This window comes from Thermopirellula anaerolimosa, from assembly GCF_054657335.1.
This window is the reverse complement of the sequence record NZ_BAAHYX010000006.1, coordinates 988,151-1,005,639: the sequence shown is the minus strand read 5'-3', so window position 1 is coordinate 1,005,639 and position 17,489 is coordinate 988,151. Positions and strand designations below refer to the sequence as shown.

11 protein-coding genes are annotated in these 17,489 nt (G+C 61.2%); 5 read left to right on the top strand and 6 right to left on the bottom strand.

The window, feature by feature from the left end:
- Positions 1-98 precede the first annotated feature (98 nt).
- The 3 genes from ACYQ6J_RS09840 to ACYQ6J_RS09830 all read right to left on the bottom strand — a co-directional run bounded on the left by ACYQ6J_RS09840 (position 99) and on the right by ACYQ6J_RS09830 (position 5,693).
- The gene (locus ACYQ6J_RS09840; protein WP_460184008.1) at positions 99-2,093 is read right to left on the bottom strand and encodes an FG-GAP repeat domain-containing protein; all 1,995 of its coding nucleotides are present in this window, start codon (positions 2,091-2,093) and stop codon (positions 99-101) included.
- Positions 2,094-2,197: 104 nt separating this feature from the next.
- Positions 2,198-3,535, bottom strand: a complete 1,338-nt coding sequence (locus ACYQ6J_RS09835; RefSeq protein ID WP_460184007.1) for a DUF6807 family protein — start codon at positions 3,533-3,535, stop codon at positions 2,198-2,200.
- Positions 3,536-3,941: 406 nt separating this feature from the next.
- Positions 3,942-5,693, bottom strand: coding sequence for a vWA domain-containing protein (locus ACYQ6J_RS09830; RefSeq protein ID WP_460184006.1), 1,752 nt, complete (start codon positions 5,691-5,693; stop codon positions 3,942-3,944).
- A gap of 355 nt (positions 5,694-6,048) precedes the next feature.
- Between ACYQ6J_RS09830 and ACYQ6J_RS09825 the strand changes: the two genes are divergently transcribed.
- Positions 6,049-6,633 (top strand): YkgJ family cysteine cluster protein, encoded by a 585-nt coding sequence (locus tag ACYQ6J_RS09825; RefSeq protein WP_460184005.1) that lies wholly within the window; start codon positions 6,049-6,051, stop codon positions 6,631-6,633.
- A 16-nt stretch (positions 6,634-6,649) separates the two neighbouring features.
- On the opposite strand, the gene acnA is transcribed toward ACYQ6J_RS09825, so the two are convergent.
- Complete coding sequence (gene acnA / locus ACYQ6J_RS09820; protein ID WP_460184004.1) at positions 6,650-9,367, bottom strand: aconitate hydratase AcnA; 2,718 nt, start codon at positions 9,365-9,367, stop codon at positions 6,650-6,652.
- Between the two features lie 370 nt (positions 9,368-9,737).
- Positions 9,738-10,745 (bottom strand): FliM/FliN family flagellar motor switch protein, encoded by a 1,008-nt coding sequence (locus ACYQ6J_RS09815; RefSeq protein WP_460184003.1) that lies wholly within the window; start codon positions 10,743-10,745, stop codon positions 9,738-9,740.
- A gap of 386 nt (positions 10,746-11,131) precedes the next feature.
- On the opposite strand from ACYQ6J_RS09815, the gene ACYQ6J_RS09810 reads away from it, so the two are divergent.
- Complete coding sequence (locus tag ACYQ6J_RS09810) at positions 11,132-12,007, top strand: hydroxypyruvate isomerase family protein (RefSeq protein ID WP_460184002.1); 876 nt, start codon at positions 11,132-11,134, stop codon at positions 12,005-12,007.
- 149 nt (positions 12,008-12,156) lie between these two features.
- Positions 12,157-13,122, top strand: a complete 966-nt coding sequence (locus ACYQ6J_RS09805) for a lysophospholipid acyltransferase family protein (protein WP_460184001.1) — start codon at positions 12,157-12,159, stop codon at positions 13,120-13,122.
- 80 nt (positions 13,123-13,202) lie between these two features.
- Here the strand turns inward: ACYQ6J_RS09805 and bioA are convergent, their stop codons facing one another.
- Positions 13,203-14,564, bottom strand: a complete 1,362-nt coding sequence (gene bioA, locus ACYQ6J_RS09800; protein ID WP_460184000.1) for an adenosylmethionine--8-amino-7-oxononanoate transaminase — start codon at positions 14,562-14,564, stop codon at positions 13,203-13,205.
- 457 nt (positions 14,565-15,021) lie between these two features.
- On the opposite strand from bioA, the gene argC reads away from it, so the two are divergent.
- Entirely contained in the window at positions 15,022-16,029 is a 1,008-nt protein-coding gene (gene argC / locus ACYQ6J_RS09795; RefSeq protein WP_460183999.1) for an N-acetyl-gamma-glutamyl-phosphate reductase, read from the top strand.
- Positions 16,030-16,097: 68 nt separating this feature from the next.
- Entirely contained in the window at positions 16,098-17,291 is a 1,194-nt protein-coding gene (argJ, locus tag ACYQ6J_RS09790) for a bifunctional glutamate N-acetyltransferase/amino-acid acetyltransferase ArgJ (RefSeq protein ID WP_460183998.1), read from the top strand.
- Positions 17,292-17,489 lie beyond the last annotated feature (198 nt).

Genomic DNA, 17,489 nt, shown 5'->3' with positions numbered 1-17,489 from the left:
ACCGCGATGGCGCGTTCCCCGGTGGCTTCAGGAACGATGATTCACGCGTATCCCAAAGCGTCCGCGAGCGGGAGTGCCATCGCCGGAGATCATCCCGCTCACCGCGGCCCACCGGACGATCTCGGATTCCGGTAATAGTAGAACCGTCCGTCTTCCGCCCCCACCAACAGATCCGGGATACCGTCGTGGTTGAAGTCGGCAGTGGCCGGACTGGTGGTATGCCCTTTCACGTTCTCGCGGACCAGCGGGCCCATATCCTCGAAGTACCATCCTTCCGCATCGTTGCGAACTTGGCGGAGCCAATTGGCGCTGGTCGAATTGACGAGCAGATCGAGCTTGCCGTCGCCGTCCCAATCGGCGATCCAGATCTTGCGTCTGCCGGAACCGCCCGCGCTTGCGGCGTTCAAACGCAACGGCCCCGGCTTCGAATCCAAAACGCGATGTTGCGAGTCCGTCGCCTGGAGATTGGTACCGAAAAAGGCCCGCCGCGGTGGCAGGAGCACCGCCTTACCGTCGCGCTTCACCCGCTCGAACAGGGCGAGATAGCCCTCCGCGTCCAACATCACCAAATCGACCAAGCCGTCGCCGGTCCAATCGACCGCCGCGGGCGTGGTTCGCCACTGCGAGAGCAATTCGCCGGGTTGCGGTTGCCACCACACCCATGCGGGTTTCGGCGGCGATCCCTCCCAAGCCACTTCCACCGGTTGCGGCGGTGCCAATTCCGGGCGAGTCCGCGTGCCCACGTTTTTCAACCACACCACCTTGCCCCAAATGGAATTGACCACCAAGTCCGGCAAGCCGTCACCGTCCCAATCGGCCACTGTGAGAACGGTGTAACCCCATTTGGCCTCGGCGGGGCCTTGCACCGATCCGTTGGGACCGGCCATGACGCGAAAGACTTGGCCGCCCGCCTGCAAACGCACCGGCTTGGCCCATTTCGGCGTTTCTATGCCGGGACCGCTCAGATTCTCGAAGAACTCGATGTAACCCGCCGTATTCCCGGACAGAATGTCCTCGTCCCCGTCGCCGTCCCAGTCGAACACCGCCGGCGTCGCCAACGCGCCGCATTTCACGGAGTCCGCCTCCTGGGCAAAATAGCGTGGAAACGCGAATCGCGGCGTCCGTCTTTCGTCCAAGCCGCCCAGATTCTCCAGCAGGCAGACGCGTCCGTCCTCCTCGCCGACAACCAGGTCCCAGTCGCCGTCGCCGTCCCAATCGAACGCAATCGGGACGATCATTTCCAAATCGAGGTGAAGCGGACTGCCGTCCGGGAACGTCAACCGCCGCCCCGTCGCGTAATTCGGCTCTTCTCTCGTTCCCGTATTTTCGAAGTAAGTCAATCCGTCCAGGAACTCCCCGCACAGCAGATCCAGGTCGCCGTCGCCGTCGAAGTCCGCAAAATTGGGAGAAGGGCACCCGAACACGTCGAGGGGCTTATCTTCGACCCGTAATGGCTCGGCATCACCGAACCGCGGTTGCGAGTCGCTCCCCAAGTTGCGAAAGATAAAGACGAAGCCGTGGAGCGGGCCGTTTTTCCAACGCCCTTGGGAATCCCACGCGTCGTCCCAACCGTAATCGCTCCAGTCCTCGATCGCGACCGCTACGTCTTGATCTCCGTCACCGTCGAAATCGACCAGTCGCCATTGGTTGTGCCGCACCTTCGGCCCTTTGGGCTGGGTCCCCACCGCTCGATAGAATCCGGCGTCTATCGGCAACGCCGCCGGTGACGCCAGGCCGCTATTCAAGAAATCCGGATGGACCTTGCCGGGCGTCAGCACACGGAGTTCACCGTTTACGTAGCTCGGCATAACGTAGTGCTGCGTCGGACCGCGGTATTCGGCCTTGCGGAAGATCGGCAACGCGCCGTCCGCCAAGGTGCCCGTGTTTTCGAAATACCACAACCCATTGGAGGGCTTGTCGGGACAGGAGACGATCAAGTCCGGCTTACCGTCTCGATTGACGTCGTAAGGAATGGGCCACGCCCAAAGCCCCACCCCCAAATCCACGACTAGGCCGGCGTGGTTATAGGGAAGCGGGCGGAGGCCCGTTTCGGCGGAGGCTGACGGAATACCGATCGTAACCGCAACTATCACGCAGACTGCCGCGAAGGCCGCTCTTGAGACCCGCGCGAGACAACCGCTTGCGCACGCAGTCCTTGTCACGAAGCTGATATTCAGCGAAGACGCTACGGCGGGCTTCATCGGGCATCCTCCGCGCGCGGTCCGGCCTCGGAGGCGCGGCAAAAAGCTTGATAAACCGTCTCGATATCCGCCGCCGAGACGCAATCTCGGTGAATCCATAGGCGGTACGGCAGGTGGACGGACTTGCCGGCGGCAAGCGTTTGGGAATGAATCCCCGGCCAGCCCACGCACAGGGGACCGTAGTGCCGGGTCAACCAGGTGGGCGGATAGTCGGGATGCTTCGGCGAGACGAAAATCGCGGCACCGCTCCAAGACTCCCCCTCTCCGAACCGAGAGCAAAAATCCGCCCAGGTCAGCGGCGTCTCATAAAGGTCGTCGGCGGTCAAACCGTCGGCAACCGTGATCTTCGGCTTTTCGCCCGGTCGCGGACGAAAACGCACGGTCAACCCGCCGTAACTCTTGCCCTCGGCCCCCCAGAGCGTCACCTCCCGATCGAGCGGCGTAAAGAACAAATCCACATCGATGTGTCGCGCTTCGCCGGCGCGATAGACGGTTAACCACACCCGTTCGGTGAGAACCTGCGTGTCACCTAAGAACCATCCGTTCTCCACGCCCAAAACCGCCGCGGTCGCGCCTTCCCGGCGGCACAACCACCGAACGAATCGCTGGCGGAGGGGACCTTTGTCCTCCCAAAGGCTGTACTCTTGCCCATCGATGACCACGTGCGGCCAGGTCCAAAAGACGCCGTGATGGTGATAGTGATCCTTCGGGAAATCGTCGGTCAGCACTTCGCCGTCCAGTCCCCGCAATGGATGCACGTAGCAGGACCGACTCCGCCGGGGATCGCTCTCGGGCACGTCTTCGCGGGTAATCACTCCGAAGTTATACGCCAAAACGGGACGCGACGCCTCGGACAGCTCCAGCGTGGTATCCGAAGTCTCCTTCCACCGGAATATCGCGGCCTCGGCGGAGGCAAGGGGTTTGCCAAGGCGAAGCATCGGCGGTTCTTCGGCGACGTTCGATTCCTTGGAATCGGAATCACTCGCGGGGGAAGGCGTTTCGCCGAGACCGTCTTGCGGTAGCACGACGAGACGACCGGACGCCAGGGGCATTCCCTCGTCGTCCGGACCGGGAAGCACTTCACCGATACCCCAGGCGCCGCCGTCCTCGATGGAGTTGACCTCGAACGCCCCGGACAGCCCCGTTTCGGTCAGCCTCATCGAGAATGGGATCCTTCCCGGTGCGCGGAGCGTGATCGCATCTTGCGGCGACTCCGCGGCCAAAGTCGCGGCGGAAGGAACGAAAGGTAGCAGCAAGCCGATCGCCCTCGAAAAGATGCCAATCATCCGCGTTCGAAGTGAACCAATCCCCGCCAACCGTGTCGTCGTTCTCATGGTAGCTTTTTCCCGGTTCGAGTATGAGTGAATCCCTTGCGGCCGATTTCCGGAGTCTGCGCAACGCCTCCGATTATAAGGGGCCGCCGAAGTCGCACGCCACCTCCGCGCGGCATCGCATCGGACGCCGGCCAAGGGAAACGTTTCGACCTTGAACCGAATTTGGGGGTCGTCGTAAGCCCGAGGCCGTGCCGCCGGCCTTCGGTCGATGCGTCTCCGGCGGTTCGCAAGAATCGGGGGGGCCGATCAAGAAAGCGGAAAACCTCCGCTGAACACCGGCCACCGCAGCCGGATTCAACGGAGGTCCGCGCCTGTCGCCAAGGCACCCGAACCCGCCTCCGGGCTTTGCAACCTCCGCCCCGGAAGCGTCGCTGAGAAGGAGGCTTGTCTTGCCGTCGTTTGCGAACTATTTCACGAGAACCAAGGGCCGATGATCCGCGATCTCGCGGAACTTTTGGACAAGGTCGGGCTGGTAGTCCACGATATACTCTCCGCCGCTGACGATGAAGTATTTCCCCTTGGTCATCTCTGCCATCTGGACCAGCAGATTGGTATCCGCCTCCATGCCTACGCCAAGGGTGAAGATAGGCAGGCGGTTTGCGGCCGCGCGCTCGGCCTGCTGCATCGCAAAGGCTCGGGCCTGCGACGTGCCGCCCGGCCGATTGGCCACGCCGTCCGTCATCAGCACGATCATCTTGAACGCGCCCTCGCGCCCGTTGGCAAGCAGTTCGTCGATACCGTGTTGCAATCCCGCCCCGATGTTGGTGTAGTGGTCGTAATGTCCGGCCTGCCGCTGTTGGACGGTATCGAGCACGGTCGAGAAGTTGTCCGTCAGGTGATGTTCGACGAGGGCCGTCTGATTGGACGAATTGTAAATGATCAGCGCAACCCGGTCGTTCGTGGGCACCTCCTGGATGTAATCGAAGAACATCCGCGTGGCTTCTTTGAGCTGTTTCACGGGTTGCTCGCTGACCATCCACAGACTGGGGGTCTCTTGATATCGCGGCTTTTGCTCCAGCCAATAGTTGATCAGCGTCACGAAACCGTACTTCTTTCGATATCCCGCATTCTTCACGTAGCTGCTGCTTTTGACGTAGGAAATGTAATTGTCCCAACTCCCGGAGGGATAAGGATACGGCACGTTGGTAAGACCGAAATAGGCCTTGATATTCGCGGCGGTGTCCTCGAAACGTTCACCGTAGCCGGGACCTTCGCCGCTGTCGTTGCAGCCCGACTTGACCCAGCAACGATCGATGCGTTTATTGGCATTACCGCCCGTCCCTTTGAACGTACCGGTCTTGCCTGTCAGTCCGTCGAACTTCTGCTTGGTGCCGTCCGAGAACTGCAAAACCACGTTCGACAAGTCCTTCGTCGAGACGACGAAGACGTCGCTTTCGCGGAACGTTACGACGATCTGAGGTTGGCAACCCGTTGTGGGCGCCTTGCCGGTCTGCACATAGTACTGCGGCGTGAACTGGAGGGAACCGTACTGCGGTGAGCCGAGTTCCTGGTAGATTTGCAGCAGATTGGCCTCCACGATGCTCCGCGTGCCTTTGCCGAATTCGGTGATCCGTCGCAATTCGCTGTCGTCGTTCATAGAGGCGGAGAAGTCGAGCACCAGGGCGATATCCCGTGGTTGGTACTTGGCGATCGACTCCGCTTCCAGATTGAAGGTATCGTGGCCGAAAACGCGACCGAAGAAGAAAGGCGCGTTGTTGTGCTTGGCCACGACGCGAATGGCCGAGGGACTGAAAGCCGACGTAGCGAAGGTACGGCTTTCCGAATCCCATTGGCCGAATTGGACCTCGAAGTTGTCCTGGTTCTGTGCCCGCAATTCGGCCAGGCGCTCCTTCCAATCGCTTCCGTCCAGCAGAGTGCGACTCGCCACGGGGTTGCGTGCCAGGAACTCGAAGGCACGCAGTTCCGCCGCCTGGGGACCGTCGACAAGGGCGCCGGCGCCCGCCAAAGCCGCTGCGTCCGTTGCCCGCTTCAACTCCGCGCGAACCGTCATCATGTAGCCCAGGTCCACGCTGAAAGCGAGCAGCCCGATCAAGAAGACCATGAACAGGGCCGTCAGAACAAGGATCGCGCCGCGACGCCCCTTGTCCCTTTTGCCGCTCAACCGGAGCGACGCAAGCATGTGGGTGCGACTTGACATACCAAGCTCCCTCAAGCAGACGAGACAGGCGAACCGACCAGGACGAGACAGACGCGAAAAGCTGTTTGCTCAATATGAAAGCTAGCTTATGTTTCGCGGTTGGCAAATTGTTCGTAATCGGAATTTTTTCGCGGGGCGGCGACGGAATCCACTGGGATTCCCGCTTGCGCCTAAGTTCCGGCTTCCCGAAATACGATGAGGATGATAGCCGGGCGCATGCCGCTGCCCGGTTCGCCGGGCGGTACCGATTCGGCGACCGGGGATGGATGCTGCGAACCTGGAACGGATTGCTCCGATTGTACGACCTACGCGGGTTGTGCCGGTCGCCCCCGTACGCCCGACGAACGATCTTGCCATGGACGACGAGCAAGCCTTCAAGACGGATCGAACCAGGCAACCCCCGGCAGGCGGCGAAGTCTGCGACGACGCGCCCCGAGCGTGCGGCGACTGCAACGCTTGCTGCGTTCGCTTGGCAATCCCTGCCGGAGTCGTTGGCAACCTTCCTAAAAGAGAGTGCGAACCCTGCCCCTTGTTGGGAGCGCGCGGGTGTTCGGTTTATCCCTCGCGCCCCTCCCTCTGTCGCGATTTCGCCTGTTCGTGGCTGAAGCAAGATGATTGGCCGCCGGAATGGCGTCCGGATCGCATGGGCCTGCTGTGCATCTCGGAAATGGTGGGGGAATCGCTCTTGGGCGCACTCGTTTACGAATTGCGACCGGAAGCCTTGCGGACGGAAGATGCCGCCCGCCTCCTGGCCCGATTGACGGAGTCCAACGATTTCGTGGTTACGGTCACGGAGTCCGGCACGCGGCAATTGACGCCCGGTTTGCGATTCGACCGCGGCGAGCCGCCACGGCGTGCGCCACACTTTTCGCGGAGCGGGCTTGCCGTTTCTCGGTCGCTGAATGCGAGGCGAACCGCGTCCGAGGACGCCCGGTCGTAACTCGCCGCACAGGCCGTCACCGCACGAGTTTGCGAACGACCATCGGCAGAATGCCGCCGTTCCGATAGTATTCCACCTCGGCCGGCGTGTCGATTCGCACCCGCACCGGGAATCTTATCGTTCCTTTTTCCGGAGAGACGGCCTCGACCGTGATCTCGCAGCGAGGGCGAATATCCTCCGGCGACAGTGGAATGTGGAATGTCTCGTCCCCTTGCAGTCCCAACGATTGCCACGTGGCGCCGTCGGTGAATTGCAGCGGCAAGACCCCCATGCCGACGAGATTGCTGCGGTGGATGCGCTCGTAGCTTTGCGCCAAGACCGCCCGAATACCCAGCATGGCGGTCCCTTTGGCCGCCCAATCCCGACTGCTGCCGGTGCCGTATTCGGCTCCCGCCAAAACGACGGTGGGGATTCCCTGCTCCTGGTAGCGCATGGCCGCGTCGTACACCGAGAGCGTTTCGCCCGTCGGGAAATACTTGGTAACGCCGCCCTCCGTTCCGGGAAGCAAGAGATTACGCAATCGGATGTTGGCGAACGTTCCCCGGACCATGACCTGGTCGTTACCCCTCCGCGCACCGTAACTATTGAATTCCTCGGGCGGCACCCCGCGGCTTATGAGGTATCGGCCCGCCGGACTGTCCTTGGCGATGTTTCCGGCGGGCGAAATGTGGTCCGTCGTGACGGAATCGCCCAGCGCCAGCAATACTCGGGCATCGCGGATCGCCTGCGGCGGCAGCGGATCCAAAGTCAGGTCCTTGAAAAACGGCGGTTCGTGGATGTACGTGCTTTCCTCCGACCAATCGAACAGCTCGCTCTTTTTCAACGGCAGCGAGTTCCACATGGGGTTGCCGGAAAAGACTTCCGCGTAGCAGCGGCGGAAGACCTCGGGCGACATGGCGTCGCGAAGCACGGCGGCAGTCTCTTCTTCGCTCGGCCAAATATCTCGCAGAAAAACGTCGCGCCCCGAGGCATCCTTGCCCAACGGTTCCCGTGTGAGGTCGATTCCCACCGTGCCCGCCAAGGCAAAGGCCACGACCAGCGGCGGCGAGGCCAAGTAATTGGCTTTGACCAAAGGATTGATGCGGCCTTCGAAGTTGCGGTTGCCGCTCAAAACGGCGGCCGCAATCAGTTCGCCTTCACGAACGGCCTTCGCGACGGGTTCGGGAAGCGGACCGCTGTTTCCGATGCAGGTCGTGCAACCGTAGCCGACCGTGGCGAAACCCAAGGCCGCAAGCGCGTCTTCCAAGCCCGCAGCGGCCAAGTAACGATTCACGACGCGCGAACCCGGGGCCAGGCTGGTCTTCACGAAAGGCGGCACCCGCAGTCCGCGTGCCAAGGCCTTTTTCGCCAAAATCCCCGCCATCACCATGAGGGTAGGATTGCTGGTGTTGGTGCAACTGGTGATCGCGGCCAAAACCACGGCACCGTGTCGCAGTTCGTACTGGGAACCGTTCACCGCCACGGCGGCCTTGCGATCCACGTCCGTCGCCGCCAAGCCGAAACCTCGGCTTTGGGTGGGTTGCGTCAGGGTATTGCGAAACCGGATCGAAACCTCGCTCAAGGGGACGCGATCCTGCGGACGCTTCGGCCCGGCCAAACACGGTTCCACGGCGGCCAAATCCAGTCGCAACACCTTGGTGTAGTCCGGCAAGGGAGCGTTCGCTTCGCGGAACAGGCCTTGCTCTTTGCAATATTGTTCGACCATCGCCACGTGCGACTCGCTCCGCCCTGTTTGTGCGAGGTATTCCAGCGTGCGAGCGTCGATGGGAAAGAACCCCATCGTGGCCCCGTACTCCGGAGCCATGTTGGCCAGCACGGCGCGGTCCGCCACCGGCATCCGTTCGACTCCGTCGCCGCAATACTCCACGAACTTGCCCACCACGCCTTCGCGCCGCAACAATTCGGTGACGCTGAGCACCAGATCCGTGGCGGTCACTCCCGGTCGCAGTATACCGGTCAATTCCAGGGCGATGACTTCCGGGGCGGGCATGGAAAGCGGTTGCCCCAGCATCGCCGCCTCGGCCTCGATGCCGCCGACTCCCCAGCCCAGCACTCCCAACGCGTTGATCATGGTAGTGTGGCTATCGGTGCCGACGAGCGTATCGGGATAGGCGACGTCTCCGCCCGCATCCTTCCCCACGAAAACGCACTGAGCCAAGTATTCCAAATTCACCTGGTGGATGATGCCCACCGACGGCGGCACGACCCGAAGGTTATCGAAGCTTTCTTGCCCCCAACGGAGGAATTCGTAGCGTTCGCGATTGCGTTGAAACTCCAGTTCCACATTACGCCGGAGGGCGTCGGCGTCGCCGAAGAAATCGACCTGCACCGAATGGTCGATCACCAGGTCCGCGGGAATGAGCGGATTGATCCGCTTCGGATCGCCGCCCAATCGAGCGACGGCGGAACGCATGGCCGCCAAATCCACGATGGCGGGAACGCCGGTGAAGTCTTGCAGCAAGACCCGGGCGGGTTTGAAGGGAATATCTTTTCCGTCTTGCCCGCGAGAATCCGCCCAGCCCGCGAGGCACCGAACGTCATCTTCCGTGACCGCAAAACCGTCGCAATGGCGCAACACCGATTCCAATAGCACCCGAATGGAAAACGGCAGCCGGTCCAATCGGGTCAGCCCCAGCTCTTCCAATCGCCGCAGCCGATAAATACCCATTTTGCCCAAACTTGTGTCGATTTCCGCGCGAGCGCCGAAAGCACCGAGTTGTTTCTTTTCAGCCATATCTTTCCGTCCAAATTGATTCCAGGCCGATGCGGCCAGCCGGCAACGAGGGCATCGAGACGGAACTGCTCGGCAACTCCGTCGACGACCGCTCACAAGCTGGGCAACCGCCATGCAATAAGCCGCGATTTCCCCTAGATTTCCGTTATCCTACTCCGTCCAACCCGATCAGGGTAGTTCCATGGCTCGTGAGGGCCGGCGGGCCGCGGTCGCCGCTTCCTGCGAAGAAACGGGGAACCCTGCGGTGCGCCGGACGATCAGACACCCTGGCAGGCGAGGAAGCCGAAATGGAAATCGACTAGCTGAACGAATCGGAAGCAACGGGCCGATCGGTTCGGGTTTCCGAAGTCCCAAAGGAGGAAGATTGGTCTTAAGAAGAGTGCGACGGCAACGGTTGTTTTTTTGCCGGAGGGGCTAGCCGAATATATCGCTCGGGCGGCGGGGTCATCTTGGTGATACGCAACCCAAATTTGTCGCCCACTTTGACCGCCTCTCCCACGGCGACCGTCCGGCCGTTGATTTGCAGTTCCAAGGGTTCGTCGCACGATTTGTTGAACTGGATAATCACCCCGGGCGCGAATTGGAGGACTTCGCTCAGCGGGCGTCGCGTCTCGGCCAGGGTCACCTGAACGGGCACCCGGATCCGCAGCAGGCTTCGGGTAATGAGGGGCAGATCGCGGACCGAGCGCGGCTCCGCTTTTTGGGCTGCGGGGCCCCGATCGTGCTGAGATGCAGGATGCGCGCTTCGTCCCTCGACCGGGGAGGCCGCGGGCGCGGAGCGTGCGGGAGTCGCTGCCTTAGTACCGGCGACCGCGGCGGTGCCGGACGCCGCCCCGGTGTCCTCCCCTGAGGGTTGCCCGGCAGTTTCGGCGACGGAAGATTGGACCGGTCCGACGAAATACCAACAGACGGCGAAAGATTGCTCGCCCGAAGTGATTTCGCACGGAATCTCTAGGATTCGCGTGGCTTCCCCTGTAGCCCAACGGGAAGCGGTTCCGGCCAGATCGGCCTGGAACCGCGTTTCCAGTTTCTCGCCCGAACAATCCGCGGGCAATAGAAGCACACTTAGCTCCTGGGCTAGCGTGGCCAGACGCGACTCGCCGGTTGCATCGGGGGATTCCAGCCAGCTTGGTTGGGTCTCCGGGGGAAGCGGCGTCCAAAGAATCGCACCCTCTCCCTCGGCGCCCGTGCCGAGAAATATCTGCAATCCCGGACCGGCGACGCGGGGCAGTTCGACCGTTTCCAATATCTTCACGGCGGAATCTTGAATCCGTACCGCGACATCGATTCCGCGAAGGAATGCACCGGCAATCTCGGCCGCGCCCTCGCGAATGCTCTGAACAATGCCGGGAAAATCGTCGGGAAGAAGCGACCTCATCACGATCTCGAACGCCCTTCGTGCGGGTGAGAAGTCAGGGCATACTGATACTGCGCTCTGTTGTTATCGTTGATCTAATCGGAAAACTTTACCCAAACCTCGCTTTCGTGTTCTCCTACCGGAGGATTTTCATGCCGAAACACCGCGGCGCAAATGGCCGGGCCGACGACGTGCGGTTCCCAAGGCCGAGACTCAGGCTCGTCTGATTTCGCGCGGGTTTCTCGCTTTGCGGACATGAGTGCGTTAAAATGAGGCACGGCTTTTAATCGCTTTCAAGGCGAGTCCATCGAAGCCTTGGGAAAGGGCGAGCCAGTTTCGGGTGGGGTGCCCAGCGTCTCCCCGGAGCGTTGCGATCCCGAAAAAGACCTACCAGAGGAGCACGACAGATGCGAGATTCCGTGTCACGGCGAACGGCGTTGGGAGCTATGGCGGCAGGTGTGGCGGCAACGGCGGGACTGCGGGGTCCTCATGTCGTGGCCGAACAAACCCAGGGAGGACTCAAGGGCAACATCCGGCATTCGGTGAGTCGCTGGTGCTACGGTAAGATTCCGCTCGATGAACTGTGCGAATTCAGCAAGAAAATCGGTATCCAATCCATCGAGTTGCTCGGCCCGAACGATTGGAAGACCGTCCTGGATCACGGCTTGACCTGCGCCATGTGTTCGTCCGGCACACGGATCGAAAAGGGCTTCAACAAGCTCGAAAACCACGACGAGTTGGCGGCCCAATACGAAAAGATGATCCCCTTGGTCGCAGAAGCCGGATTAACCAATCTGATTTGCTTCTCCGGAAACAGGGAACCGGGCCTAGACGACGAACAAGGCCTGCAAAACTGCGTCGTCGGACTGAAGCGCATTCTGCCCCTGGCCGAAAAGCACAAGGTGGTGTTGGTCATGGAATTGCTGAATAGCAAGGTCAATCACCCCAACTACATGTGCGATCACACGGCCTGGGGTGCCCGGTTGTGCAAGGCGGTCGGCTCCGAGAATCTAAAGCTTCTCTACGACATTTATCACATGCAAATCATGGAAGGCGATCTCATTCGGACCATCCGCGAGAACATCCAGTACATTGCCCACTTCCACACCGGCGGAAACCCGGGACGGAACGAAATCGACCAAACGCAGGAAATCTACTATCCTGCCGTAATGCGGGCGATCGTCGAGACGGGATACAAGGGTTTTGTCGGGCAAGAGTTCGTTCCCAAGAATCCTAACCCGCTGGAATCGCTCGAAAGGGCGATCCACATCTGCGACGTGTGATCGTCCACCGGTCCCACGACCGGAACGCGGCCGCGAAACCGCCCTTGTTCGCTACTCCCGGCGTTGGTTATGCTGTGGAGGGTGGTGAGGTCGCGCTGCGTCCCATCGCACGGAATCGCTAACGGATTGGCATTCACGGAGGTTCTGCCGTGCGCCTCTCGCGGACGGTCATCGATTATCTCGTTTATCTTGTCGTTCGGACGTTGATCCTCATCGTCCAGGCGATTCCGCTGTCCATCCTCGCGTCGCTCGCCAAAGGGTTGGCATGGCTCTTTGCCGACGTACTGCACATCCGCCGCCGGGTTGCCGAGGAAAACCTCGCGACCGCTTTCCCGGGATCATCGCCCCGGGTAATCGCCGACACCATTCGCCGCATGTGGGAACACCTTTTCTTGATGGTGTTCGAAATCGCGCATTCCTCGCGAGTCATTCACGAAACGAACTGGCGGAGATTCATCCACTTGAATGAGGTCCGCCCCTTGGTGAAGTTATTGCTGGAGGACCGCCCCGTGATCCTCGTGACGGGACATTTCGGCAATTTCGAACTGGGCGGCTATTTGTTGGGGATGCTCGGATTTCCGACGCACACCGTCGCGCGGACCCTCGACAACCGATTCCTGGACCGCTTTGTCAACCGCTTTCGAGGCGCGACCGGCCAGTTTATTATTCCCAAGAACGGTGGGCACCGCCAAATCGAGGAAACCCTCGAGCGCGGTGGAACGCTCACTCTGCTGGCTGATCAGGACGCCGGTCGAAAGGGCTGCTTCGTACCCTTTTTCGGGCGTCCCGCTTCGACCTACAAGGCTCTGGCCTTGTTGTCTTTGGAATACGACGCCCCGCTCGCCGTCGTTTACGTCAAGCGTCTGGGCCAACCCCTGAAGTTCGAAATGGGCATGCAAGCCCTGCTGGACCCTAGAGAGTTGGCCGGCCTCCCTCCCCGCGCTGCCGTGGAGCACATCACTCGCTGGTATACATCCGAGTTGGAAGCGATCGTCCGCTCGGCGCCCGAGCAATACTGGTGGATCCATCGCCGCTGGAAGACCCAACCGAAGACCGCCCGGGAATCGGCGGCGACGGGGCACGACGTCGGTTGTCCGGAAAACCGCGCGGCCTGAGTCGATTTGGTCCGGGTTCGAAACTTGCCGGCATCAGCGCGGCGATCGTCGCGTCGGAAGCCATCCCGAACGTGGCACCGTCACCCGCCCTCCTCCGTAACGCGACGGATGCCAACTTCCACCGCCTCGCCGATGCGATCCAGCTCTTCGAGGGAGATTGCCAGCGGGGGGAAGATGACCACGACATCTCCTAAAGGGCGCAGAAACACACCCAATTCCCGTGCCACTTGGCAGACCTTCCAACCGCGGCGTTCCGTCCACGGGTAAGGCTCCTTTGCCGCGCGGTCGCGGACCAATTCCACGCCCGCCATCAAGCCCACCTGTCGCACGCTACCGACATGAGGTCGCTCCGCGATTCGCCGCAGGTGGGCTTGCAGTCGCTGCATTTTCGCGGGCAACTTTTCCAGCGTCTTCTCCCGCTCGAATACGTCCAGATTCGCCAAAGCGACGGCACAACCGAGCGGATTTCCCCCGTAGGTGTGTCCGTGGAAGAACGTGCGGAGCGACGCGTAATCCCCCAGAAAGGCATCGTAGACGGCGTCGGTCGTGAGTGTCGCGGCGACGGGCAAATATCCGCCCGTGATGCCTTTGCCGAGGCAAAGAAAATCCGGAGATACGTCCTCTTGCTCGCAGGCGAACATGGTGCCGGTCCGCCCGAAACCGACCGCCACTTCGTCGGCAATCAGAAGAATCTCATACCTCCGCGTCAATTCCCGGATTCCTCGCAGATAACCCGGCGGATGAGCCACCATCCCCGCCGCGCACTGCATCAAAGGCTCCACGATGAAGGCCGCGATACGGTCGCCCTCGCGGCGGAACAACTCCTCGGCCTGCGATAGATAGAAATCGGTCAGGTCTCGCGAAGCACACTCCGGCGGGCGATAGGTGTCGGGGCAAGGCAGGCGGCGAACCTCGAACAGCAAAGGCTGGAAGACGGCGTTGAACCGATCCACGCCCCCCACGCTGACCGCCCCGAGCGTATCGCCGTGGTAGGCATCGCCCAAAGCCGCGTACAAGGTCTTGCGCGGTCGCGGATCGGGGCATTGCCGCCAGAACTGAAAGGCGATCTTGATCGCCACCTCGACGGCAGTCGCTCCGCTGTCCGAAAAGAAGACGTGATTCAGCCCGTCCGGCGTCAAATCGACCAATCGCTTCGCCAACCTGATTGTGGTGGGATTAGAGCATCCTAGAGAGGTAACGTGTGCCACTTTTTCGAGCTGTTCCCGCAGCGCTGCATCCAAAACGGGGTGGTGATGCCCGTGAACGTTGCACCATAGACTGGCAACGCCGTCGATGTACTCACGCCCGTCGATGTCCCAGAGGCGGCACCCTTCGGCCCGCTCGATGATCAACGGATCGTACTCCGCCATTTGCGTAAAGGCGTGCCAATAGGTGGTGCGATCCCAAGTCCGCAACAGAGCCTTCTCTTGGTCGTCCAGCATGGCGTTGTCGGAGGGCAAAACGTTTGCGGTTGGATGGACCGGACAACAAAATCCCCGGTCCGTACAAACAATGCGACCAGCGAGGCCGACCGGGTGAATCGATCGCCCCTTGTGGTGAACGGGAATGCCGTCGTATATTTCAAGGTTGACCCAAGCGGCACGGCAAACCAAGGGGGCGTGGCGGGTCGCTTTCCTTATTTCGCTCGGAAATTGTCGCAACCTCATGAAGTCTCAAGCGGGAGAGGCGGATAGGCGTCCCTTGCAAGGGGGGGTAGTCGCGGTGAAACGGCGAAATCATGGGGTCGCGGCCTGATTGCCCCAGTGAATTTGGCATCGTATGAGCCGCGCGATTCACGCACCAAAATGAACGGGCGTTCGGGGGAGAACGCGGCATCCGCCGTTTGACGTCAATAGTTTTCCGGCCCTCCGGATTATTGAGAAAATCGAGAATCGAGAAATGGCAACACGCGTCGCAATCATGGGGGCCACGGGCTACACAGCCCTCGAATTGATTAAAATCCTCTTGCGGCATCCGCACGTGGAGATCGTGGCGGTTACCAGTCGCCAAGAGACGGCGCCCATTTCGTCGATTCACCCTTCCTTGACCGGAAAGCTGGACTTGCCGCTTCAAAATCTCAGCCCGGCCGAAATTTCGGCCCGCGCGGAATGCGTTTTCGGTTGCCTGCCGCACGGGGCCTCGGCGGAGGTGATTCCCGAGCTATTACGCGGCGGCGCCCGAGTCGTCGATTTTTCCGCCGACTATCGCTTGGCATCGGCGGACGTGTATCAAGAGTGGTACGGGCACAAGCACCCCGATCCCGAACGATTGGGCGTTGTGCCCTACGGTTTGCCGGAGCTTTTTCGCGACCGGATCCGGGACGCGGAGTTGGTGGCCAACCCCGGTTGCTACCCCACCTCGGTGATTCTGGCTCTCAGCCCGCTCCTCAAGGCGGGGTTGATCTCCGCCGAGGATATCGTGGTCGACTCCAAGAGCGGAGTGTCGGGAGCGGGGCGGTCGCCGAAACTGACGACGCATTTCCCCGAGTGCAATGAAAGCGTTTCGGCCTACGGCGTCGGTCGGCACCGTCACGTGCCGGAGATCGACCGTATCCTCTCCGAATTCGGCGGGCGAACCACGTCGATCATTTTCACGCCCCATTTGATTCCCATGGATCGCGGAATCCTTAGTACGACTTACTCGCGTCCGCAGGGCGACGTTTCGGAAGAAGCGGTTTTGGACTGTCTGCGCGAGTTCTACAAGGACGAACCGTTCGTGCAAGTCGTCGATCGTTTGCCGGGCACGAAGGACACGCTGGGCACCAACGCGTGCCATATTACGGCGCGCATTGTGCGGGGGCGGGTCGTTACCATCAGTTGTATCGACAACCTGATCAAAGGCGCGGCGGGGGCCGCCGTCCAAAATTTTAATCTGATGTTCGGATATTCGGAAACGACGGCCCTTTAAGCCCCGTTTTCCGTCCTGGAACTGATTTCCCACGGCGCCGACCGCGGTATGTCGAGGAGAGAATGACCATGTCGGTTCGCGTACCTAAAGGATATCTCGTTTCCGGCGTGCATTGCGGTCTGAAACGGGATCTCCGTAAGCCGGATTTGACGCTGATCGTGTCGGAATCCAACGCCTCCGCGGCGGGGGTCTACACGCAGAATCTGGTCTGCGCCGCTCCCGTCCGGTTGGACCGCGAACGGACTCCGAGCGATCGCATCCGCGTCGTCGTGGTCAACTCCGGCAACGCCAACGCATGCACCGGCGATCGGGGACTGGAAGACGCCCGGCACATGGCACGTCTGGCCGCCCGCGCCGTCGGCGTCGAGGAGGATCAAGTGCTGGTGATGTCCACGGGCGTGATCGGCGTCTATTTGCCCATGGACAAGATCGCCCACGGCATCGAATTGGCCGCCGCCCGGTTGGGAAACGACGAGGAGGCGTTGATTCTGGCGGCCCGGGGCATGATGACCACCGACACCGTCTATAAATTGGCCGGACGCACCATTTCCCTGGCGCGGCGCGAGGTCCAACTCACCGGGATGGTGAAGGGCGCCGCCATGATGGGACCGAACTTGGCCACCATGCTCGGCGTCGTCTTTACCGATGCCGCAATCGATCCCCAAACGGCCCAACGGATCCTCCGTGAGGTCGTGGACGATACGTTCAACTGTATCAACGTGGACGGCCACATGAGCACCAACGATACGGTGCTGTTGCTGGCAAACGGGGCCTCCGGCGGTCCGCCCTTGAGCGGCGATCTTCTGGAGGAATTCACCCGCGAATTGCACGAACTGTGCGGAGAATTGGCGCGGATGATCCCTGCCGACGGCGAAGGAGCGACCCACCTCGTCATCATCGAGGTCGAAGGCTGCCGCACTCGCGACGACGCACTGCGCATCGCGCGATCCATCGCCAATAGTCCCCTCGTCAAGGCGGCGGTTCACGGTGCCGACCCCAATTGGGGACGCATCATCTCCGCGGCGGGCTACGCCGGCGTGAACTTCGACCCCATGAAGGTGGAATTGTACATCAATGGGCACCTCCTCTATCGCGACGGTTCACCCGTGGACTTCGACGACGCTGAGGTTTCCGCGGCCATCCGGGCGGAAAAGGATACCCATATCAAGCTTGTCTTCTCAGAGGGAACCGCGATGGGTCGCTTTTGGACGACGGACTTGACCCCGGAATACGTGCGTCTGAACGCCGATTACCGGACCTGACCGCGGATCGACCGAAACGGCCCCCTCTTCATTGTCGCCGTTCCGCCGACGGAGCCTTCCTTCGCTATTCTCGGCGCCGGTCATCAGCGCCCGGCCCGAACTTTGCTATATTAATGATTGGGTTTGCGTCGGCGGCGATTTCGACGATCCTCGAACAGCCGCAGACTCGCAGGGTAGGCATCCAAGGCCCTTCCGCGC